Origin of the sequence: Chitinophaga sp. 30R24, from assembly GCF_049056765.1 — a bacterium.
Taxonomy (GTDB): domain Bacteria; phylum Bacteroidota; class Bacteroidia; order Chitinophagales; family Chitinophagaceae; genus Chitinophaga.
In genome coordinates, this window is record NZ_JBJGXX010000001.1 from 230,002 (window position 1) to 253,898 (window position 23,897).

The 23,897-nt window shown below is 43.9% G+C and carries 22 protein-coding genes and 1 pseudogene; 13 read left to right on the forward strand and 10 right to left on the reverse strand.

Annotation, left to right across the window (positions count from 1 at the left end):
• Positions 1-43 precede the first annotated feature (43 nt).
• Complete coding sequence (locus tag ACDQ55_RS00980) at positions 44-1,825, forward strand: DUF885 domain-containing protein (RefSeq protein ID WP_420979140.1); 1,782 nt, start codon at positions 44-46, stop codon at positions 1,823-1,825.
• Between the two features lie 398 nt (positions 1,826-2,223).
• Entirely contained in the window at positions 2,224-2,580 is a 357-nt protein-coding gene (locus ACDQ55_RS00985; RefSeq protein WP_420979142.1) for an MmcQ/YjbR family DNA-binding protein, read from the forward strand.
• Here the strand turns inward: ACDQ55_RS00985 and ACDQ55_RS00990 are convergent, their stop codons facing one another.
• The 8 genes and pseudogenes from ACDQ55_RS00990 to ACDQ55_RS01025 form a co-directional block, all read right to left on the reverse strand.
• Entirely contained in the window at positions 2,581-3,363 is a 783-nt protein-coding gene (locus tag ACDQ55_RS00990; RefSeq protein ID WP_420979144.1) for a sulfite exporter TauE/SafE family protein, read from the reverse strand.
• A gap of 279 nt (positions 3,364-3,642) precedes the next feature.
• The gene (locus tag ACDQ55_RS00995; protein WP_420979145.1) at positions 3,643-4,980 is read right to left on the reverse strand and encodes a Gfo/Idh/MocA family protein; all 1,338 of its coding nucleotides are present in this window, start codon (positions 4,978-4,980) and stop codon (positions 3,643-3,645) included.
• 196 nt (positions 4,981-5,176) lie between these two features.
• A complete protein-coding gene (locus ACDQ55_RS01000; protein ID WP_420979146.1) occupies positions 5,177-6,544 on the reverse strand; it encodes an alkaline phosphatase family protein in 1,368 nt (455 codons plus the stop codon).
• 83 nt (positions 6,545-6,627) lie between these two features.
• Positions 6,628-7,839, reverse strand: a complete 1,212-nt coding sequence (gene eboE / locus ACDQ55_RS01005; protein ID WP_420979148.1) for a metabolite traffic protein EboE — start codon at positions 7,837-7,839, stop codon at positions 6,628-6,630.
• Positions 7,840-7,841: 2 nt separating this feature from the next.
• Positions 7,842-8,999: pseudogene (locus ACDQ55_RS01010) on the reverse strand (3-dehydroquinate synthase); the annotation flags it as partial.
• Between the two features lie 269 nt (positions 9,000-9,268).
• Complete coding sequence (gene eboC / locus ACDQ55_RS01015) at positions 9,269-10,147, reverse strand: UbiA-like protein EboC (protein WP_420979149.1); 879 nt, start codon at positions 10,145-10,147, stop codon at positions 9,269-9,271.
• Positions 10,148-10,243: 96 nt separating this feature from the next.
• Positions 10,244-11,230, reverse strand: coding sequence for a TatD family hydrolase (locus ACDQ55_RS01020; protein WP_420979150.1), 987 nt, complete (start codon positions 11,228-11,230; stop codon positions 10,244-10,246).
• Positions 11,231-11,255: 25 nt separating this feature from the next.
• Positions 11,256-12,155 (reverse strand): EboA domain-containing protein, encoded by a 900-nt coding sequence (locus tag ACDQ55_RS01025; RefSeq protein WP_420979151.1) that lies wholly within the window; start codon positions 12,153-12,155, stop codon positions 11,256-11,258.
• Between the two features lie 822 nt (positions 12,156-12,977).
• On the opposite strand from ACDQ55_RS01025, the gene ACDQ55_RS01030 reads away from it, so the two are divergent.
• The 4 genes from ACDQ55_RS01030 to ACDQ55_RS01045 all read left to right on the forward strand — a co-directional run bounded on the left by ACDQ55_RS01030 (position 12,978) and on the right by ACDQ55_RS01045 (position 15,363).
• Positions 12,978-13,352 (forward strand): transmembrane 220 family protein, encoded by a 375-nt coding sequence (locus ACDQ55_RS01030; protein ID WP_420979153.1) that lies wholly within the window; start codon positions 12,978-12,980, stop codon positions 13,350-13,352.
• 70 nt (positions 13,353-13,422) lie between these two features.
• Positions 13,423-13,938, forward strand: a complete 516-nt coding sequence (locus tag ACDQ55_RS01035) for a DinB family protein (RefSeq protein ID WP_420979154.1) — start codon at positions 13,423-13,425, stop codon at positions 13,936-13,938.
• Between the two features lie 237 nt (positions 13,939-14,175).
• Positions 14,176-14,628, forward strand: a complete 453-nt coding sequence (locus ACDQ55_RS01040) for a MarR family winged helix-turn-helix transcriptional regulator (RefSeq protein ID WP_420979155.1) — start codon at positions 14,176-14,178, stop codon at positions 14,626-14,628.
• Positions 14,629-14,775: 147 nt separating this feature from the next.
• Positions 14,776-15,363 carry a YceI family protein gene (locus ACDQ55_RS01045; RefSeq protein WP_420979157.1) on the forward strand — a complete coding sequence of 196 codons (588 nt, stop codon included), beginning with the start codon at positions 14,776-14,778 and terminating at the stop codon, positions 15,361-15,363.
• A gap of 156 nt (positions 15,364-15,519) precedes the next feature.
• Here ACDQ55_RS01045 and ACDQ55_RS01050 read toward each other — a convergent pair whose 3' ends face one another.
• Positions 15,520-16,794, reverse strand: a complete 1,275-nt coding sequence (locus ACDQ55_RS01050; RefSeq protein WP_420979159.1) for a DEAD/DEAH box helicase — start codon at positions 16,792-16,794, stop codon at positions 15,520-15,522.
• Between the two features lie 116 nt (positions 16,795-16,910).
• Complete coding sequence (locus ACDQ55_RS01055; RefSeq protein WP_420979160.1) at positions 16,911-17,438, reverse strand: YceI family protein; 528 nt, start codon at positions 17,436-17,438, stop codon at positions 16,911-16,913.
• 165 nt (positions 17,439-17,603) lie between these two features.
• Between ACDQ55_RS01055 and ACDQ55_RS01060 the strand changes: the two genes are divergently transcribed.
• From ACDQ55_RS01060 to ACDQ55_RS01090, 7 genes are all read left to right on the forward strand, one after another.
• Complete coding sequence (locus tag ACDQ55_RS01060; RefSeq protein WP_420979161.1) at positions 17,604-18,362, forward strand: DUF4184 family protein; 759 nt, start codon at positions 17,604-17,606, stop codon at positions 18,360-18,362.
• Entirely contained in the window at positions 18,359-18,886 is a 528-nt protein-coding gene (locus ACDQ55_RS01065) for a DUF1697 domain-containing protein (protein ID WP_420979163.1), read from the forward strand. The genes ACDQ55_RS01060 and ACDQ55_RS01065 overlap by 4 nt, the downstream gene beginning before the upstream one ends.
• A gap of 222 nt (positions 18,887-19,108) precedes the next feature.
• Positions 19,109-19,924: a DUF6597 domain-containing transcriptional factor gene (locus ACDQ55_RS01070; protein WP_420979164.1), complete on the forward strand. Its 816-nt coding sequence runs from the start codon at positions 19,109-19,111 to the stop codon at positions 19,922-19,924.
• Positions 19,925-19,989: 65 nt separating this feature from the next.
• A complete protein-coding gene (locus tag ACDQ55_RS01075) occupies positions 19,990-20,634 on the forward strand; it encodes an NAD(P)-dependent oxidoreductase (protein WP_420979166.1) in 645 nt (214 codons plus the stop codon).
• 111 nt (positions 20,635-20,745) lie between these two features.
• Positions 20,746-21,843, forward strand: coding sequence for an acyltransferase family protein (locus tag ACDQ55_RS01080; RefSeq protein ID WP_420979167.1), 1,098 nt, complete (start codon positions 20,746-20,748; stop codon positions 21,841-21,843).
• Positions 21,844-22,106: 263 nt separating this feature from the next.
• Entirely contained in the window at positions 22,107-23,120 is a 1,014-nt protein-coding gene (locus ACDQ55_RS01085; protein WP_420979168.1) for a sensor histidine kinase, read from the forward strand.
• A complete protein-coding gene (locus tag ACDQ55_RS01090; RefSeq protein WP_420979169.1) occupies positions 23,117-23,881 on the forward strand; it encodes a LytR/AlgR family response regulator transcription factor in 765 nt (254 codons plus the stop codon). The genes ACDQ55_RS01085 and ACDQ55_RS01090 overlap by 4 nt, the downstream gene beginning before the upstream one ends.
• Positions 23,882-23,897 lie beyond the last annotated feature (16 nt).

Genomic DNA, 23,897 nt, shown 5'->3' on the forward strand with positions numbered 1-23,897 from the left:
GCACCTCGCACATCGTACAAAGCATCAAAATCAACGTTATTACATGAAAAACACGGTATCCCTTTTTCTCGCAGGGACCTTACTGGTAAGCGCCTGCAAGCAAAAAAGCAGTAGTGGGCTCCCTTCGGCTATGCAGGATTCCCTGCACCGCCTGGCAGCCCGCTACTATAATGAAAGCATGGCCCTGAACCCATTACAGGCTACCCAAAATGGAGAAAGCCAATATAACGATCAACTGCCCATTGATATCAGCGAAGCGTACAGGGCGCGGGAAGATTCATTTTACGCAGCCTATCAGCAAGCCTTGAAAGGGATAGATAGTACCGTACTTTCCGGCAACGACCGCATTACCTACGATATGCTGCAACGGGAATTCAGCATCAACCGGGAAGGCCTCACCTTTCATGACTACCTGATGCCTGTACAACAATTTACCTGCGTACCCCTTACATTGGCCCAGTACGGCTCCGGCTCTTCTACCCAGCCTTTTAAAACAGCAAAAGATTATCATCACTTCATGCATCGTATGGAATGCTTCTCCGTATGGGCAGATACCGCTATCGCCAATATGCGCAGGGGCATCGCTACCGGCTATGTACTGCCTAAAAGCCTGGTGGTAAAGGTAATTCCGCAATTAGCCGCCCTGGCTAAAAAAGATACCGCAGAAAATGTATACTATGCACCCCTGAAAATGCTGCCAGCCAGTGTTGACAGCGCTACCAAAGCTAGTCTGGTACAAGATTATACTGCTGCCATTGAAAAATATATCTTGCCTGCTTACAGCAAGCTGGGAGCCTTCATGCAAACGGAATACCTGCCCAAAGCCCGTAATAGCAGCGGTATTGAAGGCATTCCGGACGGGAAGGCTTATTATGCCTACCTCATAAAAAGCTGGACAACCACCCTGCTTACACCCGAAGAAATCTACCAACTGGGTGAAAAAGAAGTTAGCCGCATACGCAGCGAAATGGAAACGGTAAAAAACAGTACCGGCTTCCAGGGCGACGTACCAGCCTTTTTTGCGTACATGCGCACCAATAAAAGCCTGCGCATCTTTAAAACCCCTGCAGCTATCCTCGATTCATTCAAGGCGATTGAAAACAAGATTATGCCAGGCGTAAAAAAGATGTATGGGCATCTTCCTAAAACAAAATTTGAAATCCGGCAAACGGAAGCCTACCGGGCCGCATCTGCATCTGCAGAATATATACAGGGAAGCGCAGACGCTACCCGGCCAGGCGTCTTTTATGTACCCATCCTAAACGCCACTACCTTTCCCTATACCGGTATGGAGTGCCTGTTCCTGCACGAAGCCATTCCCGGCCATCACTTCCAGATCTCCCTGCAACAAGAGAACGATTCCCTACCTAAATTCCGCCGCTTCTCCTGGATAGGCGCCTATGGCGAAGGATATGCCCTCTATTGCGAAAGCCTCGGTAAGGAACTTGGCCTCTACACCAATCCCTACATGTATTTTGGCCGCCTTTCCGACGAAATCCACCGTGCTATCCGTTTAGTTGTGGATGTAGGCTTACACGCCAAAGGCTGGACAAGGGAACAAGCCATTAAGTACATGATGGACAATGAACCCGTATCCCAACAGGAGGCTACCTCCGAAATTGAACGCTATATGGCCATACCTGCACAAGCCCTGTCGTACAAAATTGGAGAACTCAAAATACGTGGGCTGCGCACTAAATACACGAGCGAGCTAGGCAACAAATTTGTGTTGTCGTCTTTCCATGATGAACTGCTGAAAGATGGTTGTGTGCCCCTTTCCATTCTGGAAGAAAAAATGGTGCGCTGGGCTGCTGCGCAACAATAAAAAATATTTTATCCCCTTGCTTTATACCTGTTCCCAATGTATAAAGCAGGGGGCTTGCAGGTCCTGAACAATAAGCAATGTCAACGTTAACGCAGCAGGGTAACGGAACTTAGAAGCATGGATTAAATTTTCATTAATAAAAAGAGTATTTATCGCTGAAAACTAAGCCAGGTTTGAGCATAGGAAATCCTTCACGGAACATTAACGGATTTTAACAATTCGATTTTGCGTTTTATTTCCTATTTTTATGTTGCAGTTTCATTCACTATTTTCAGCTTAGATTTACGTTAACCACACATGCTTTATATTTTAATATGTTAGTGTGTGCCTGTAAAAATTGAAATAATAAGTTGTTTAAAAAGACAACGTCATATATTATTCTTTAAAAACCTGCTGCTATGTTTGATCACACCCTCAATTTATGCGGGTCTTTTCCTGCAGTCATCACTGAAAAGAAGTGGGACAACGAAATACGCTTTTATGTAGGCGAAAAATTATTCTGCATGGTTTCCCTGGAACCTCCTCATTGGGTATCTTTTAAATGCAGTCAATCACAATTTCACCAATTGATCAGCAGACCAGGCATTGTACCGGCCCCCCATCTGGCTCGTTACCACTGGGTACAATTAAAAGAAGAAGATACTCTAACAGAACCTGAACTAGACGATTTCCTGCATAATGCCTACGAACTGATTGTAAGTTCCTTGCCACCTTACGAACAGGAAGTGATCCATAAAATGAAAGCGCACGCGTGATTATTTCCAGATAGTAAAGAAGATATCGTATAAGCCAAATACGATAAGGGTGAGTGCAAATAATTTTTCCAAAGCAGGAGTCTTCATTTTTACAGCGGTTTTAGCTCCCAGGTAAGAAGCCGGGAATGCAGTGAGCGACAGCAATAATGCAATATTCCAGTCGATATGCCCCAACCACCAATGCGTTAACGCGCCGGGCACTGACAATACAGCGGATAACACCACCGCACAGGCCAAAGCCTGCTTAATAGGCATTTTCAATTTTTTTATAAAGAAAGAGCTGAATAAAATTCCCCCGGCATTAGCAAGTAATCCAGATAAGAACCCTATAAATAAGGCGGCTGCCACCAGCTTACCAGCCGGTACGTCTTTACTTTCCACCCGCACTTCCAACACTGCCTTACCCCTTATAAAAGAATACATCAGCGTACAGCCGGTAGACATAATAAACAAGGCAGTCATGATCATCAGCGCTTTCCCTGGCAGGTAGCTGCTCAGCCAAGACCCCAAAATAGTTGCCGGAACGCCCATTAGCGCCCCCAGCAGGATCACACGCTTATTAAACAGCTTCTCACGGCTATATACCGCCGTGGCAGACAAGGTACTGGTAATAGACGCCGGTAAAGGCGATGCCAGTGCAAAAAAAGGATTAACGCCGGCAAATATCTGCAAAGCAGGTGTGCTGATAGCACTGCCTCCCTTCCCTAATAAACCAGACAAATAGCCTACTATTAATCCTATCAATAATACTGACAGGTACTGAGATTGTTGTAAAAACTCCATTCAATCATCCCTCCGGAACGTGCAACTTCGTGGTTGTGTGGTTGGTTATAAAAAATTACAGGTAGGCCAAAAATAGGGGAACCTCATTACCCGGACAAATAATACCCATAACTAAAAGTTATGGGAGATAACAAGTTATTATATTTATTGCTAGTCTATATACTCAATAGGGGGAACGGATTGGGGCAATTTGGGTCATCACAAAACAATAGCCAGACATGCGAATGCCATCCGTAAAAAATACCGGGAGTAGGATCTCCCGCTCCCGGCATTTTCTCTTTACACCACAGGCGCCCATCCTTTTTCATAGGCTCTTTCCCACAGTGTCATCGCGTCTTTATCATTGATGATATGCCCGTTGGTAGGGTCTGTATGCAATATCCTGCCTGTACGTTGGGCAATATTACCTAACAGGCAAAGCAAAATACTCCGGTAACCTTCGTTCACTTCTGAATTAAGCTTCGTATTCCCACGGATACTTTCCAGGAAGTTATTAATATGAATAGCATCGTAGAATTCGCCAGCAGGGCTAACCGTATTAGTTACACGCTGTTCCTGGTTAGCCGCCTGCTTTACCTCCTTTATCACCTTTCCTTTGGGGTCTATGAGTTTATAACTGTCGCCGCCGGAATTATAAAGGCTTCCATACTCGCCAAACAATGCAAAACCGCGGCCACTGCCTTCCAGGTTAAAAGGGCTGCAGCTACGTCCTTCCCAGGTAATCGCTTTACCGCCTTCAAATTCGAAATTAAGCGTTTGGGTATCCGGAGTTTCCCAATCATCTTTGGGATAGGCATACCGGCCGCCGGCAGCAGTTACCTTGGTAGGGAATTCTACGTCCATGAACCAACGCAGGCAGTCCAGTTCATGGGTAGCATTGTTGCAGGTTTCGGAGGTACCCCAATGCCAGCGCCAATGCCAATTATAATGCACAATATTATCCAGGTAATCGCGACGAGGGGCAGGCCCTTGCCATAAATCCCAATCCAGTGTATCCGGCACCGGTACTTGCTTACCAACACCAATAGGCTGACGGTCGTTAACATACCATCCCCTTCCATAGTATACTTTTCCCAGTACCTGTTGTTCTTTCACTTCTTTTGCCGCCTGCTGCAAATTGGGCCAGGAACGGCGCTGATTACCCATCTGCACCAAACGGTTGTATTTTTTCGCTGCTGCCAGCAACAATTCGCCTTCATGCGGATTATGAGCGCAAGGCTTTTCCACATATACATGCTTCCCTGCCGCAGTAGCCATGATGGCCGCGGGGGCATGCCAGTGGTCTGGCGCCGCTATCAGCAGCGCGTCAAAGTCTTTACGCTCCAATAATTTCCGTATGTCCTTGATAACGGTAGGCTTGCGGTCTTGTGCTCCTGCTACGGCCTTCAATCCTTTGGCAATAGCACCATCTTCTACATCACATATATATCCTATTTCGGCGCCCGGCAGTTTAGCCGCACATTGTGCCAACCAGTTACCCCTGGAGTTAACACCCATTACACCTAGTACCAGTTTATTACTAGGGGCATTTTTTCCAAAAACAGGAAAGTTAAGAATAGTTAATCCTGCTCCCAAACCGGCCATGCTACTGGTTTTTAGAAAGTCTCTTCTTTTCATAACGAATGTAATATTTTACATGTTTTAACGTAATGTGGATAATTTTGGCTGCAACCGCAATCGGTTGCATGAATGTAGAAAAATAAATCAGGGATTTATAGCTTTTTTGATGAATGAACACGCCTATGCTGTTACAAAAAAACGAAAAGCCAGGATAATACCTGGCTTTTCCTATGTGATGTGGTGTAGTACTTGATTAATTACCGGTGAGCTGTTCCCATATAACGCCATAAACGTCAGTGGCCTGCAACTGCGATGTAGGAATGGGCTGCGGGCTAACCACCAATGGATGATATGCAGGATCATCTTCCAGGCGGCCATGAGAGCCTTTTATCAAGGTAGCATCCAGTGGAATAACATCCATCAGGTAGCGGAAGCCTAACTTTTTCTTCAGCAGCTTGGTCGCAGCTTTCAATTTAATGAACGGATCTGCGGGATTCATAAACATTTCCACAGGATCATAGCCTGGCTTACGGAAAATATCTACGATACGGGCAAAGTCGGGCGCTTTATTGTCGTCCAGCCAATAATAGTACGTAAACCAACTCTTGGCATCTGCTACGGCGATTAATTCACCGCTACGGCTATGATGAAGATGATGTTGACGTTTTCCTTCCCGGTCCAGGACCAATTGAACGCCCGGTACGTTTTCAAGGATGGTGCGTACTTTCTTGTAACAGGAGGGATCATTGATATAAATATGTGCCACTTGGTGATCTGCTACGGCAAATGCTTTGGATGCACCTGCATCCAGCAGTTCCAGGCCGTTTTCTATACGTAGTGCCAGCAAACCTTCCTGCCGCAATATCCGGTTAAGATGTACCGGATTATTTACATTGGTGATGCCATATTCAGACAATACAATCGGTTGGCAATTCTGCTGCTGGTAATAAGTAATCAATTGTTTGCAGACCTGGTCTATTTCACTGAGCTCTTTGGCATTGCGCACCGGATCCTGCCCAAATTTCTGCAGGCAATAATCAAGATGCGGCAAATACACGAAAGTAAGGGTAGGATTGTATAACCCGTCGGTGATAATAGTAGCGTCGGCAATCCATTGGGTAGATTTGATGTTGGCAGTAGGTCCCCAATAATTGAACAATGGGAACTTTCCTAATTTATCGGTCAACAGATCTCTCAATGAAGAAGGAGTAGTATAGCAGTCCGGCACTTTACGGCCGTCAGAAAGATAATTAGGCCTTGGTGTTAGCGAGTAATCTACGTTGGCGTACATATTATACCACCAGCACATTTGCGAACAGGTAAAAGAAGGATCGAGCTTTCTTGCGCGGTCCCAGATCTTGGGAGCATCCACCAAACGGTTAGATTGCTTCCAGAACTTCACTTCCGCATCAGTTCTGTCGTACCAACCATTACCCACAATACCATGCTCACTTGGCCATTCGCCGGTAAGATATGTACTTTGCACAGCCGTGGTTACTGCGGGCAACATAGGCATCACGGTAGCCATGTGGTGCTGCTGTGTATAAGCCTTCAAAAAAGGCAGGTGCTCCAGCAAAGAGGAGGAGAGCCCTACTACGTCAATTACTACTGTCTTTCTCATAGATTCAATCGCCGTTACTATTCCGGCATAAAGCTATAATTACATATGGACAATTCCAAGTAGCTGTTAGCCACCATTATCTGTTAACGGCTGGCTCCCAGAATCCATTCCAGTTCTCTGGAAACAGACAACGACATTTCTTGTTTCAATGCAGGTGGCAATACATCCCAGGTATACGTTTCGGCTTCCATATGCGCGGTAAAGGGCTGCTCTTTTTGCAGGGCCAGCACGGCTTTAATGTCTTCCTGGGTAGACGCTAATACGCCAAAACGCTCCAGAAACACCGGCACGTGAAAATGCGAACGCCATTCTATTACATCCTGATTATGTTCATCGGCCAACGCTTCTGGCAAATCCGGGTAATGGATATACGAACCATCCTGCTTTTTAGCAATTACCTGATGCAAGTAAACAGGTTCATTAAACTTCCGGAATGCCTCGATCACTTCTTTACGGGCGTCTACATCTGCCGGCAGGGAAGCTTTCAATGCCGCGCTGATCTGCAGCTTACCCACTTTAAGGCCATGATGCTGCAAACGTTCCAATACCTGGCGGGGCGATTCATATACCAGTGCAAAATGACAAACATCATAACATAACTGGATATGCGCTTTAATGATAACAGCAGCTTCGTCGTTATCTACCTCAAATTTATCTTTGATAAAAGGAACGCCCAGGCGTAATAAATGGTTGAAATACCAGTGGATATACTCGCTGGTGTTTTCCATCACACCATCTGGCTCCGGTTCTATATCCAGGTGCATTAAAGGACCGCCGCTACGGTGTATCCGTACCAGTTGTTCCAGTACCGGCAACATATTCAAAGTAGCACTTTCCGTATAGGCGTGCTGTTCTGCCTCATTTTGATTGCACCAGTATTTATATCCCAATGGATTAGTAGAAATACCTCCTTCTAAACCGGGAGGCAATAGCGCTGCCAATATCCTGAACAAACGGATCGTATAGGCTACACGGTCGGCAGTAGTCCAGTCGGGTGCATGTACCTGATCTTTCACTACCACATGGTGAAAACCGCCATAGGGAAAGCCATTCATCGTAAATACATAGCAGTTTTCTGCTTCCAACCACTGCTGAAAATCTTTCAGGTTTTCTTCCTTACTCAGCTCCAGACTGGCAACATTGGCCAAACGCAAACCAATGCCAAATGGCTGGTCGGGAGATACCTGCTGCTTAACGGCTGGTATATATTTTTTAAGCTGTGCAAAATGATCCGTCCAGGTTTCACCGGGATGGATATTTGTACAATATGAAAGATGTCCGTTAGCTATTTTCATTGTTATTGATTGTTTTTGCAGATATCTACTGCCTGGTATAACAGGGAAAGGTCCATGTGATGGACTTCCTCTCCTTTACCAATGGCACGCAACAAGGATATCGTTAACCGGCCGCCGAGGTGCTCCCGGAATTCCTCCAGTCCTACAATCACCGGAGAAGGCTGTTCTGCCTGCATTTCCAGTAAAGGATGCCATATAGGCAACTGCATATTTTTTAACGTGGTAAGGATACGTTGCATATCTGCTTCGGGAAGCCATCCTAACAGGAACGAATATACGCTATCCAATGCAATACCAATTGCAACTGCTTCCCCATGGCGCAATGTAAAATTGGTTAGCTGTTCCAGTTTATGGGCGCTCCAGTGGCCAAAGTCTAGCGGGCGGCTGGAACCGCTTTCGAATGGATCTCCGGCGCCGCCAATATGTTGTATATGTAATGCTGCGCAACGATAAATCAGTTCTTCCATGGCAGGCATATCTCCGGCTGTAATGGCTATGGCTGTATCTTCAATACGTTTAAAGAAGGCGGCATCTTTAATCAATGCCACTTTCACCGCTTCTGCCATGCCTGAGCGCCAATCACGCGGATCAAGGGTGGTTAAAAATATAGAGTCGTTAAATACAGCCGCTGGTGGTGCAAAAGAACCCAAAAAGTTTTTCTTCCCTTTATAATTTACACCATTTTTAACCCCTACGCCTGAATCGTTTTGCGATAACACGGTTGTAGGTATCCGGATATGCTTTACGCCCCGGTGGGAAATTGCGGCAGCAAATCCAACCAGGTCCAGCAAAGAACCTCCTCCTATCCCGATAACGTAGGAGTGGCGGTCGATACCATACTTATCAATAGCGTCTACCAAACTAAAAAGCAAAGGGAGATCATTCTTTACGCTCTCTCCACCGCTGATGGTAATAATTTCCGGCGCCAGCTGAAAACCGCGCACCTGTTGTAAATAAGCACTGATCTGTTGGGTAAGCTGCGGGTGGTGCGCCGCTACGCCACCATCAAGAATGACCAGCAATTTTTTAACATAGGTTTCAGCTGCATTAGACTCCAGAAAAGAAGCTAAAGTGGTATTTGCAGGATCAAATAAATTACTGCTGAAGAAAACTCCGTAAGAGAAGTTGACATTGAAATTTTGTTGAATATATTCCATGGCTAATTCCGCATCATCTGACTTAAAAAAACTATAGCCTTTAAAAGTACATAGAAAAAATGTTTTTTTTACAAAGAATAAGGCCCCGGAAACCGGAGCCTACTTTTTGGGGTTAGCCAGCTGGATTATTTTTATGGCAAAGAAATCTGTTTTATCTGGTGTTACCTACAGTAGAAACCATTGATTTTACGGATTGCGTAGTTATACGCGGCCCTTAGCACCTGGTACAGGAAACCATCAAACGAGGAATTGCAAACTGCCAGCTGCCAGCATCATGTTACAGCAAATAACTTACCTAATACTATAGACAGTGGTAACAGCAACAATACGGCAAGCGCAAAGGGCAGTGTTGCGAATGCGGCTGCCCAGGCGGCATTCATGACAACCAGCGCAATGATGCCACCTTTCACTGCCTTCCCAATATTAGGTCCGGAAGGATCGTTCATAGCTTTGAACAATGGGCGGTTGATCATTACTGCAAAAAGCAGGATGAAGGGCAATGCAGTAAACAAGTGGTGGTGCAACCAGGCCAAAACGGCCATGGTGATATAAACAGCGGCATAACAGACAGCAGTGAAGCGCAAACTTCTTACGCTGCCCCCATGTACTTCTCCCCTGCTGATGTTGGTCACCGCAGCGATATATACAATAGGGATAATACCCATCCACCAATAAGTATATAAAGCGTCCGGAACGATGCTGATACCTAGCAGCAGGTTTAGCCCGCGGCACAAGCCCATGTTAATAGGACCCAGAAAAGCATGATGTTTTCCCCATTTATCATATATAAGAGCACTAACAGCAACGCTGATAGAAAGCCAGCCGGCATAACCGGTTATCCGTCCTACGGCGAAAGCAGCCAATATACCTACCAGGAGCAGGTAAGTACCTAATATAATGGCTTGTGATTTAGAAATAACACCACTGGGGATAGGCCTTTCCGGACGTTCGGTACTATCCAGGGCCGCATCGAATACGTCGTTAAACACAACGCCTCCCCCGTATAACCCAATAGTAGACAGGCAAAGACAAACTACCGGCAGGCAGAGATCCAGTGCATCGGTATGGAGTGCTACATTTATAAAATAACCTGAGATGGCTACACCAGCCAATATATCTGCAACAGCAGTAATAATATTGGCTGGTCGCATCAAGCGAAGATATCCAATCAATTTGCTAACAATATAATTCACCGTGTAAATAGGTTTTCATGGTTCATTGCCAGCAGGAATGAACCTGTTTGGCCTTTACCGGATGATGGTCGTATTTTTATCAATTCGAGGCTGTTGTCCTCCACGCAGTACAGAACTTCCATTAAATTTCTCGCGCTGGTCTATATTTCCAGCCAAATCAAAATCTGCTTCATTGATTTGTCCGCTCTGTGCAAAGGCTTTAACAGCATTGGTGTAAGTTACCAAATGAATGTCATTCAAGTCAATACCACTTTCGTGCATTAAAGCAGCGGTTTTAGGAACGGCCAACGGATCACTAATCCCCCAGTCTGCCGCTGAATTTATCATAATACGCTCACTGCCATACTGTTTCACAACTTCTACCATGCGCTCATTCCCCATTTTAGTAAAGGGATAGATGGTAAATGCTGCCCAGAAACCACGGTCAAGTACTTCTTTTACCGTTTCTTCGTTGTTGTGGTCTACAATGATCATGTGAGGAGGCAGGCCATGTTCCAATGCAATATCCATACTACGCTGGGTACCTTTCTTCTTATCGCGGTGGGGGGTATGGATCTGTACGGGCAAACCGGCTTCTTTAGCCAGCTCCAATTGAGCACGGTAATATTTCTCTTCCAGGGGGGTTTGGTCATCAAATCCGATTTCCCCTACACCTACTACACCTTCCTTATAAATAAACTGCGGCAGGATCTCCATAACAGCTTCCGCGAGTTTTTCATTATTAGCTTCTTTTGAATTGAGGCCAATTGTGCAATAATGTTTAATGCCAAACTGGGAAGAACGAAAACGTTCCCACCCCAATAGGCTGCTAAAATAATCGCGGAAAGAATCTATTCCTGTTCTTGGCTGCCCTAACCAAAAGGCAGGTTCAATAATAGCCACTACCCCGGCATCGGCCATTGCCTGATAATCGTCTGTAGTACGGGAGGTCATATGTACATGCGGATCAAAAAAACGCATGCCTTTTATTTTATCAAGATAAGCAGGGACTAATGTTAATGGCTGAAGGTCTTTTTCTGTTAAGTCATGAATTCCGCACATATCAACTCAATTTTCAGGTGATAAATTATTTTTTAATGCTGTCGGCAATTGTTTCCCAGGAAAGCCGTCCTTCCTGTATATCTGCTGCTATGGCAGGCGATTGTGCCAGCAAAGCTTTGGCGGGTACATAATTACACTGTGCGCATACCATTGCCGCCGCCGCATGCTCTACACTGTTCAGCGAATGCCAGATACGGGTAATGTCTGCAAAGTTCCCTTCATCCACAAACTTCACCAGCAACCGCCACTGCATAGAATCTGCTGTTCTTCCCGCTGCCCATCTTTCGTGGGCAAAATCCGTCAGGATATTAGCCAATGCAACATTGGCGCGTTCGTCTAGCCCTATGATAAGATGAAGTGGTTTATCCGTAAAGATGGCTTTCATCACTAGCTGGTTCCAGGCTGGTTCGGGAAGGTATTGTGCCGGGTAAGCATTTTGCAGCATAATTGCTTCCTGTACAATACCAATATTAGACCTGATCCCTTCGGAAGTGCGGGCTACCCATTCTTCCGGCCATGGCAATAGCGGCAAGGCGCTGTACAAGGCAGCTAATTCGTTCATTTCTGCCGCATTAAACAGATTTTCCAGCGTGCCTATATACAAGGACTTATCGGTAACCGGCAATTGAAGCAACCACCATACCCTCGAAAGCCTATCTAACGTCCAACCATATACGAATAGTGAAGGCAACAATTGTTGCAACTGTTCACTTTCTTCCGGTAAGAGTTTGATGATTTCTTTTCCTGTGAAACGTGGAATAGCTGTAAAAGTCTGATTGAACTGTGGAATTGCACCGGTTTCTTGTTGGACCTGCAAACGTTGTTGCAGCCAGGTATTTGCACGTTCGCTACCGTTATTCCTGATAATCTTTCCAAGCAACTGGCTCACTTTATCCTGGTCGTATACAAATTCAGCCACTGACATATCCTGTTTAAAACCAATAATACATATTTCAGAATAAAATTAACCTCTATTAATGGTATTTTCAGAATTCTATTGATTTTTTATGATAGATGGTAAAAAATCAATATCGAACCATTTACATAAAAGTTGAATGCTGGGGATATAGATAATAAAAGAGAGGCATTACTGCCTCTCCTTCCGCCATTCTAAAACCTGATTATGCATCAGGATATCTTCCATCACCATGTTTCTGACGATAAAACTCGGTGCAATAAGGTGTATAGTGGGAAAAACGATGGTCTAAATCAAATGTACATTAAAGATCAACATAATGCTTATTTTATGTCCTCTCTATAAGCTGTAACCTAGTATAAAACTAAAATATATGTACCGCTACGCAATACGGGCTGTAAGATACATATTTCTGCTTTTATTCCAAATAAACAACTGATTTTTACGTTGCGTTTAACACTGAAAATTACACGTTCATATTATAACCGACTGATACTCTTTCAGGTCTGGTTGGTGATAGTCTGGTAACGCTACTATTTTCGCATACTTTTCTAGTTCCCTACCTTATACTAACAATGCACTTTTTTCCCTTTTATGGACTATCCAGGATACACAAAGTTTAATTAGTTGCTCTTACACGGATAAATAAACGCAGATCAGGAATTACCATTAAACACATTATGTTTAATTACAATAAATAGTATACAACCGGATGGAAAGGTGCTGCGACCAGCATTACCGCCAATATATAGATGCCCCCAAGAAGAAAATAAGCCCGGAAATATACTTTTGAAATTCTTTTATGTATGTTTAAACCCTAATTTTTGCGTCATGAAATTTTTGAATATTGTTCTCTGCCTGATGTTTATTTTATTTGCAGGCTTACAGTACAATGATCCTGATCCTTATGTATGGATGCCTATCTATCTTTATGCTGCCCTCTTTTGCTGGCTCGCTGCAAAAAGAAAGTTTTACCGCAAATGGTACGTTGCCGGTATGCTGATATACCTCGCATATGCCACCTACAAATTTTTTGATCAGAATGGCGTAGAAGACTGGTTTACCAAACATCACGCAGAAAACCTGGCAGAAACCATGAAGGCCACCAAACCCTGGATTGAAGAAACAAGGGAATTCTTTGGCTTGTTCATTTGCATTGCCGCCTTAGGAATGAACTACATTTATTCCAAAGTTAAAAAAGCATAAACCTATGCCGTGTTGACGCATTGTCAACATGGCATAGATATACGCCATTTTCTTTTTACAATTTCCGTTCATGAAAAAAAATGCTATTCATCCCGATCCGGGGTATTATCACCGTTATATTTCCCCGCTACCAGATGTTGAGCTGAAAGCTTTACTGGAACGATCCCTAACAGACCTGCTCACATTAAATACCCAACAGTTGGAGCCCTTAGGCAACTATGCCTATGCCCCCGGAAAATGGACCGTCAAAAACGTATTACAACACATTACTGATACTGAACGCGTATTTACCTACCGGGCCATGCTATTTGCACGCAAAGACCACCAGGTGCCACCAACCATGGACCAGGATATCTATGCAGCCAATGCGCCTGTAGACCACAGAAGTGTGACCGAAGTATTGGATGAACTGATCGCCGTTCGCCGGGCTACTCTCGCGCTGTTTAATAGCTTCACAGAAGAAGCGCTGCTCCGCACCGGCATCAGCTGGAAAAACGAAATGTCTGTATTGGGACTTGGATTTATCATCGTTGGTCATCAGCAACATCACTTAAATATTATCCGGGAAAAATACTTATCAGCATAATCATTTTTATGTGTTCCTCTTTTAGCGTTTGCCGCACAAATCCGGGCAGTAAAATACTGCCCGGATTACAGGAGATAATCGCGGTATTTATACTGTAATTGTTATAGCCGTATATACGGCTCCCAGCCTATTTCTTTTCTGATCCCTGATGCCTTCTCTCCTCTTTTTCTCAAAAAATTTGACAAAAAGAAAAATACGACTACATTTGTTGTATAGACAATAGTTGTAAGTGTAATTATGAAACTGGAAGAGGAATTAAAACAGCTGAGATTCAAAGATGAGTACCAGAAAGCCATGCTGAATATCATATTTACTGGTAGTTGGCTTGAGGTGCTCACCAATCATACGCTGAAAAAATATGACCTGTCCAGTCAGCAGTACAACGTATTAAGGATACTCCGCGGGAGCAAACCTCAGCCGTTGAACCTGCTGGATATACAGGAGCGCATGATGGATAAGATGAGCAATGCCACCAGGTTAGTAGAAAAATTACGTTTAAAAAGCCTGCTAACCCGCAAACAATGCGATTCCAACCGCCGAAAAGTAGAGATTGAGATTACCGAAAAAGGCCTGGTACTGCTGAATGAACTGGATCCTATAATAGAAGCCAATCATTATACCATGGCTAAAAAAATCACGAAGGAAGAAGCTGCTTTATTAAGCAATCTCCTGGATAAACTTCGGGATTGATTTTTTGCCCCGGCAGGCAATCAGGTTGCGAAGGTTTTGAATACCCCCTCCTGATAATCGGTATCTGCGTGGCATCGTTATTTAAGGGCGCCGGACGCTGGTCTATAGATCGTCAATTAGCTAAATAAAACCGTTAATACAACAATCATGAAAAAAGGTTTCCTCTTCACCGCTATCCTGGCACTGGCCAGCGTGGCTTCTTTCGCACAGGTAAAATGGAATGTAGATCCAGCACACACCAGCGTTATCTTTGGCGTAAAACACCTTGGCCTGAGTTATATACAAGGCCACTTCAACAAATTTAACGGCACCATTGAAACCGCCGACAGCACCAACTTCCAGGATGCTAAAATAGATTTCACTGTAGATGTAAACAGCATTTCTACCGGTGTTGATCAACGTGATGGCCATCTGAAATCCGATGACTTTTTTGATGCAGCTACTTATCCTACTATGACGCTGAAAAGTGTTTCCTTGAAAAAAGTTTCCGGTGACCAATACAAACTGCTGGCAGACCTGACTATCCGCAACACTACCAAACGTGTAACCTTCGACGTTACCTACAATGGTGTAATTAAAGATCCATGGGGTCTGAGAAGAGCAGGCTTCACTGCTAAAACCACTATCAACCGTCTTGATTTTGGCGTTAAGTATGCAGATAAATTACCTTCCGGCGTGTATGCAGTAGCGCCTACTGTAGATATCACCGTGAACGTAGAAGCCGTAAAGCAATAGTTTATAGATTTAGAGATTTAGAATAGTGTTTGAGGGCAGCCCCGCTAATGCGGGGCTGCTTTATTAGATACAATTGTTAGTATTCCCGGGCAGGAAACGTCATAAAAAAGGCTATTCCTGTTATGAAATAGCCTTTGAACTATATAAATAATTACTTTATTTCTTTTTCTTCTTTTCACTGCCCCCACTTTTCTTGCCCTTCTTTTTCAGCGCTGCCAGTTCTTTGTTATGTTCATCTAACAGCAGCTGCCAGTTATCGTTCGGAACGTCTTCTGAAAAGCTGATCGTTTCGCGATAATCATTTTTATCGATCTTCATCTCACTAACCTCCTTACCCAGGAACCGCTGTATCTCTTCCAGCACAGGTTTTTCTTCCGTACTGCAGAAAGAAACAGCCTGTCCTTTCTGTACACCACGGCCGGTACGACCTACACGGTGTACGTAGTTTTCCGGCACATCCGGCAAATCGTAATTAACCACATAGTCTACATTGGGGATATCAATACCACGTGCATTCACATCGGTAGTAACCAATACCTTGATCTCCCCTTTTTTGAACTCGTCCATTACACTGAGGCGATCGTCTTGTTCCTTGCCCCCGTGCATACTTAGTGACTGGATACCCACACGGGCCATAGCAGCCACTACACGCTCTGCACGGACCTTTGTACGTACAAATACCAATATTTTACTTTCAGGAAATTCCTTGATCAACCTTTCCAGAAAAAAGCGTTTATCATCCATTTCCACGTAGGCCACTGCATGGCTTACATTTTTGGATACCGGATCTTTAGGAGAAATCTGGATACGGATAGGATTATTTACTACAGAATAAGCCAGGTCTTTAATATCCTTGTTGAGCGTCGCAGAAAAGAAGAGGGTTTGATGTTCGCGGGGAATATGTTTAATCACATCCCGGATATCCCGGATAAACCCAAGATCCAACATGTGGTCGGCCTCATCCAGCACCAGGGTTTTTACCTGGCTCAGATCTATATGCCCCTGGTTGATCTGGTCAAACATCCGTCCGGGTGTAGCGATCAGCACATCTACGCCCTTTTCCAACATTTTAATCTGGGGCGCCTGTTCTACACCACCTACCAGCGCCAGTATCCGTAGTTCAGTATATTGAGCAATCGACTGAAACACTTCCGCAATCTGGATAGCCAGCTCCCGGGTAGGTACCATTACCAAGCATTTTACTTCATATGGACTTTTCCGGTATTTACGGTCCTGTTGCTGCAAACGATGCAGAATAGGAATGGCAAAAGCGGCTGTTTTGCCCGTACCAGTTTGGGCGATGGCCATTACATCGTCTCCCTTTAAAATAGAAGGAATGGCTTTGAATTGTATATCTGTTGGCTTTTTAAAGCCCATTTCTTCCAGACTTTCCTTTATTTCAGAAGAGATATTATATTGTTCAAATTTCATGTGCTGCTGTTGGAAAGCACAAAGATAACGAAAGGACCAGGCATAAAACTACTATAGCGGATATTCCGGGCACAATTCAGCCGGATTACCCGCTATAATACCAGTATATCTATTGCTTAATTCTCTTTTACCAGTTGGATCTCCATATTCAGCTTCACTTCATCGCTGAGCACGATACCACCTGCTTCTGTGGAGGCATTCCAACGCAGGCCATAGTCGGCACGGTGAAGACGGCCTTTTAAAGCAAATCCTGCCTTAGTTTGGCCATAAGGGTCAATAGTAACGCCGGAATGCACTACATCCAGCTCAATGGGATGTGTTTCCCCCTTAATTGTCAGATCGCCCAGCAATTTGTACTTCTCTTCGTCGATTTTGCGTACTTTTTTAGACACGAAACTGATTTTGGGATGGGTGGCAGCATCGAAAAAATCACCATTGCGTAAATGCTCATCCCTTTGTTTGTTTTGGGTGTCGATGCTATCTGCAGCGGCTTCAAAAGAAATAGTGGCATCATGAAAATCGTCACTGTCTGTTTGAATACTTCCGGTGAAACGAGTAAAATAACCACTCACATTTGTAATCATAAGATGTTTAACTTTGAATCCTATCTCGCTGTGTGATTCATCAATTTTCCAGTTAGTCATAGCGCATTGTTTTTTGTTTTCTAAGAACCCAATAAAAGTACATGTTGTAACATTAAAAAATGTTGGACATTTTGCCGGAAATGGTGGACGATTTTAACCTTAACATTTCTTTAAAAGCCCTCATTATTATAAATAAATTAAATTTATAACCATAACCATAAGAAGATGCCGTTTACTATTTCACATGCCGCTATTGTACTCCCGTTCACCTACTCGTTCCGTAAATACTTTTCTGCTACCGGGCTAATCATTGGCAGCATGGTACCAGATTTCTTTTACTTCGTCTTCCTAAATCCCTATTTCAGTGATGGACATACCTGGTGGGGGATTTTCGTATATGATATTCCGTTAGCCCTGTTACTGGCCTTTCTGTATCATCAGCTGGTAAAACCAGTGTTAATAAGTTATCTCCCCACATGGGCCGGCAACAGGCTACAACTGTTCCGCCCGTTTAATTGGAACCGTTACTTCCGGAAACACTATCTCATCACTATATTTTCCATGCTACTGGGGGTACTCACCCACTTTTTCCTGGACGGGTTTACCCATGAGGGTGGTTGGTTTGTATGCCAGATACCGGCATTGCAGCAAAACATCACCGTTTTTCAGCACCCTATGCCAATGTGGTACCTCATGCAATATCTTACCTCCCTTGTTGGACTACTGATCCTCTTTTATTTTTTCATGAAAATACCAATGACCTCCAACCATCGGCCTATAGAGAAGCGGCAAAAAATCCGCTTCTGGTTAATAACAGCCCTGTTGAGTGCGGTTATACTATGGGCAAATGAATATTTCCATCATATTGATACAAAACGGTTAGATTACCTCGCCACTGCCCTAGGCGGGATATTTTATGGTTTGGTAATTACCGCCGCCTGGTACCGCAATAAAAATCCACACAGCAAAACCGACACTATATGACCAAGTATGTTGCTTTCCTCAGGGCCGTTAATGTTGGAAAAAGAACCATTAAAATGGAAGATCTGCGCCAGCAATTGGAAACTGCGGGCTTCAAAGAGGTAACTACTTATATTCAAAGCGGGAATGTTATGTTTTCCTCTGCCAACAGCAATGATACTACCTTGGCCCATAAAATAGAAAAGCTGTTACAGGCCGCTTATGGCTTTGAAGTACCCACTATTATCCGGTCGGTATCAGCACTGGAAACCGTGGTCCAACAATCGCCTTTCCCTGGAGTTATACCAGACAAGGAACGCCAGATATATATTACGTTTCTTTCTACACCCACCTCCCAAGCGGAAAAAGTGATCAGCGAATTACAGTCCAATGCGGAAACGCTATACCTGGGTAAACGTGAAGTATATACGATGATCAATAAAAAACTGGAAAAAAAGCCGCTCGATGTGATTATAAAACTGGAAAAAAAACTGGGCATTCCCTGCACCACCCGCAACTGGGCCACGGTGAACAAAGTCATCTGGTAAGCTGCCAGACTATAACCGAAACAGACAAACAAGGACACCGGATATACGGAGCGGAAAAACAGGTCAACGCAGCACTAAGATTTAAGTTGGGCTAAGGTTTGTTCCAGTGTTTATCCATACGTGACATCAAAACAACAACATCCTTTTGTCATAGGCATCGGCTAGTAGATCATCATACTCGGCAAAAAATCTTACCTTTCCACTTCATCCACAACGGGTAAAATGAGATATCAGGAAATACCACCACCGGCATACCTCCAGCACCATGTCAGATATTTCTGGACATTGGAAAGCGATGGGCCGAACCCGCTACCGCAGGTATTTGGGCCAGTGGCTGATGGCTGTCCGGGGTTAATTTTCCAACAGTCAGATAAAGGTACCTTTTATCAGGAAGACAAACAGTTACCGGATCTATTGCTTTACGGCCAAACCACCCGTTATACAGAACTGCAATTAATAGGCACAATCTGCACCATAGGCGTTTGTTGTTACCCGCATGCGTTGAAAACAGTATTTGGCTTACCTGCCGATGAGTTGACGGATGCCTGCATGGACCTCGATACGTTGCCTTACAGCAAAACATTTCAACTATCTGTACAATTAGCGCATGCTACTTCTTTAACTGCCAAAATAGGAGTAATCGCCACCTTCCTGGGACGGCAACTGCAAAAGAACTGCCACACTGCAGATCCACTTACACAACTCGCCTTATCTGAGATCATGGCGTCGAAAGGAAGTATTGCCTTAAAAACATTACAGCAGCAGTTACAAGTCACCGAAAGAAGTTTTGAGCGCAGGTTTAAACAAGGAGTAGGCATCTCCCCCAAATTATTTTCCCGTATTTGCCGGTTCCAACATTCGCTTACGCAACTGAGGAACAGCCATTATAATAAATTGTCGGATATCGCCTTTGAAAACGATTACGCAGACCAATCGCATTATATCCGCGTATTTAAAGAATTCGCCGGTTTTTCTCCCAACCAGTATCAGAAAAAATCAAATGAAGTAGTAGCTAATTTCCCACTCATCACGAAATAATCCTTTGTCGGTTTTGTTCTATTTCCGGGCGCCGCATCCTCCTAATTTTGGGTCATAAAATTTCGATGATGATGCAACTACTTATTTTCGGCGCTACCGGCGGCACAGGGCAGCAGCTGGTTGCACAGGCGCTACAGCAAGGACATACCATTACCGCCTTTGTACGCACTCCTGTGAAGATGACCATACAGCACCCGCGGCTTACTATTATACAAGGCGATGTAATGGATTACAAAAGTGTTGAAAAAGTAATGCCTGGGCACGACGCCGTATTATCTGCCCTTGGCAGGCCAGCCAGCAAAACCGGCACAGTAAGGTCTACCGGCACCCACCATATTATCCGTGCCATGGAAAAAACAGGTATTAAACGCTTTATCTGCCAAACGTCTCTTGGATATGGCGATAGTAAAGCCACCCTGCGCAGAACACCGTTTATTTTTAAACGTATCATTGTGCCACTGCTATTAAAAAAGGGATTTGCCGACCATGCACTGCAAGAACAATTTATAAAAAACAGCTCCCTCGATTGGGTGATTGTACGACCTGGGAATTTAACAGATGGTGCACTTACCGGCCGGTATCGCTATGGATTTGCCGCCACAGATCCGGATATCGCCGTAAAAGTATCACGGGCAGACGTAGCCGATTTTATGCTGAAACAATTAACGGACAAAACGTTTCTCCACAAAACACCGGGTCTCTCCTACTAAAACATTTTTGGGATACTGACTGAGGCGTAATTACAGCAGGGATCATTAACTTGGTATTACCATTGAAATCCGGCATTACAACAATTATTACCCTCAATCAGTATCCCATTTATGAAGATTAACAGCATACAATTTTTACGCGCTATCGCTATACTTTTAGTCTTATATGCATATGCGATAGACGTACAAATGGCATTTTCTGTCTCTCACCAACAAAAATTCCACTACCTCCCCAACTTTGGCGCTATTGGTATCGATCTTCTCTTTGTAATAACCGGATTTATCACTTGCTATACCACCAACGTCTATACCGGTAAAAGAGACGGATGGCTGTTCCTTAAAAAACGCTTTTTAAGGATTAATCCATTGTACTATACCGCCACTACCATATATATTGTTGCTTTTTGCCTGATCGACAAAGTATATCCCGTTACAGCATTGTTGAATAACCTAAAAGAAACACTACTAATTATCCCTATCCTGAATTCTCAGCAAGAATTGGCCCACGCCCTGATCACAGGTTGGCCACTCAGTTTTATATGGTGGTTTTATCTGCTATTTTACGCGCTTATCCTGCTGAAAGTTAAAAACAAAATACTGGCTTTGTTGCTCATCATTCCAGCCCTAGTGTTGGGCGGCTACTTCTTGCATGCTAAAGATTTCAGGCTGCAATTCTACCTGAACCCCATTATGCTTGAATTCCTGTTTGGCGTAATCATCTATTGGTTATACCGCCATGTAAAAATAACTGCGCCCGTAGCCGGACTCTTACTCCTATTAGGCCTCGCCGGTTATCTTTATAATATATTACATGGGTATGGTGATATCTCCGAAACAGGCATTCAGATATCACCAGAAAAACACCTTAAAAGAACTTTTCTATGGGGGCTTCCCTGTGCTTTTGTATTAGCCGGAAGTATTTTCCTGGAGCAAAAAGCGTTATTACAACGGCTGTGGAACAACCGCTTCTTTCTTTTACTGGGAAATACCTCATTTGCTATATACCTGGTATTTTATACCGTTTTCTATCTTTTATCAGCACTTTACATAAAAACCGGATTTTTCTGGAACCCGGATCTTTCCATATTTGTACATATGGCCTTGGGGATAGGCGCGGGACTGCTATTCTATAAGTATGCAGAACGGCCGTTTTTACAAAACATCCATTTCAAGCCGCTTGTACAACCTGCTCACGTTGCTATGCCATGATTGATATCGGGCGCCTGGGAAAATACCCGGGCGAATTACCCGAGCCTTAGAAAGCGCCGCTTATACGGCGCTTTTTGAGTTACGCCAAACCGGGGCCATATGCGCCTTAAACACCTCATTTAGCTGATGATATACTTACGTTAGTTCTAAGAGCCGGCACATTTCTTTCTTTTAAAGGTCACATTCTGCCGGGTTCATCTCCATATTTGTCCATTTCCCTGGTTGGCCGACGGCACGCCTGCTTTATTCGTTATTTTTACAGGGTGAAAAAACAATACTGGATAGTAGGCTGCGTTATTTCCCTGGGCATTTCATTTATAGGCACTTCCTCCCGTTTACTCAAACTGGATGTGATCCCATGGAACCTCGTAGCAGTTACCATTGTATATAATTTTCTTTATTGCCTTTTTTGTTGGGAAGCACATATTTTCCTGCTGAAGCAAAGAAAAAAATGGGGCATCCAGGGAAGTCGTGCTAGGCGTTTCGGGATGGCGTTATTAGCAGTAGTAGCCGTAGCAGCGTGCCAACTTATCTTCGACCGCTTATTTTCTTTAATTACTGATAAAACATTATTATTCCAGGATCTGCCTCCAGGCAAAAAAGATGAGATCTTACTTTTCCGGGGCTTTGTCATCAGCGGGCTATTTTTCCTGATTGTGAATTACTTGCGTGTGTTGTTGGAGAAACAGCGGCATATCATAGAAATTGCGCAACTGAAACAAGCCAATCTGGAAGCATCCTTATCTTCTTTAAAGGAGCAATTAAGCCCACATTTTCTATTCAATACCTTAAATACCCTTAGCACCCTTACTCAGGAAGAAAATGCCAAAGTATTTATCTCAGAACTGGCCAATGTATACCGTTATGTATTGCAGTATAAGGAGATGAATACGGCTACCCTGAAACAGGAACTAACCTTTGTGGAATCTTACCTGTATATCATCAAAACAAGGCTGGAAAATGCGATCGACATCAATATTAACATCGATCAGGACTTACTCTCCAGCAGCATCCCTCCGCTCACCCTGCAACTATTGATAGAAAATGCCGTGAAACATAATATTGCCGCCACTTCCCGGAAGCTGAAAATTAATATCTTCAACGAAGGGAAAAATTATCTGGTGGTACAGAATAATTTTCAACCCCGGGCATCCATATTAACGTCTACAGGCACGGGGCTGAATAATGTGATGCAGCGTTATCAACTGCTTTTTGGAAAAGAGATGATTATCGAAAAGAACACACAAATATTTACAGTTAAATTACCTGTAGTATGACACAAGTGTTGATCATAGAAGATGAGGCCAAAGCTGCCAGGGAACTGGCCGCCATCCTGGAAGATGCAGAACCCGATATTAAAGTGGCCGCCATCCTGGATTCGGTGGAACAAACAATCAAATGGCTGACAGAAAATCCAGCTCCAGACCTTATTTTTTCCGACATCCAGTTGGCAGATGGTATCTGTTTCCAGATATTCCAACAGGTGAAAGTAAAAAGCCCGGTGATCTTTTGTACCGCTTTCGATGAATACCTGATGGAAGCTTTTGATACCAACGCGGTGAGCTACTTATTAAAACCTGTAACCAGAGAAAAAGTGGTCAGGGCATTGAATAAATTCCATTCCCTGAAAGCCATTTTTGACAAAGACCCATCGCCATCTTCCCTGCAACCGCTTTTACAACAGTTAAAATATAATTATAAAAACGCTTTACTGGTTAATCAAAAAGAAAAAATAATCCCTGTACCAGTAAAAGACATTGCTTTCTTTTACCTGGATAAAGCACTGGTTAACGTTACCACCCTTACGCATCAACAATATTTTATTTCCGGCACGCTCGATGAAACAGAGAAAATGCTTGATCCGGCGCTATTTTACAGGGCAAACCGGCAATTTCTGGTTAACCGGCACGCCATCGCCAATATAGAGCGGTATTTTGCCCGTAAACTGGGTGTTAAGCTTATCGTAAACACCCCGGAAGCCATTGTAGTGAGTAAGGCCAAGTCTTCCTCATTTCTGCAATGGCTGGAAGGGGCCTAATGCCCGGTTCCCTTAA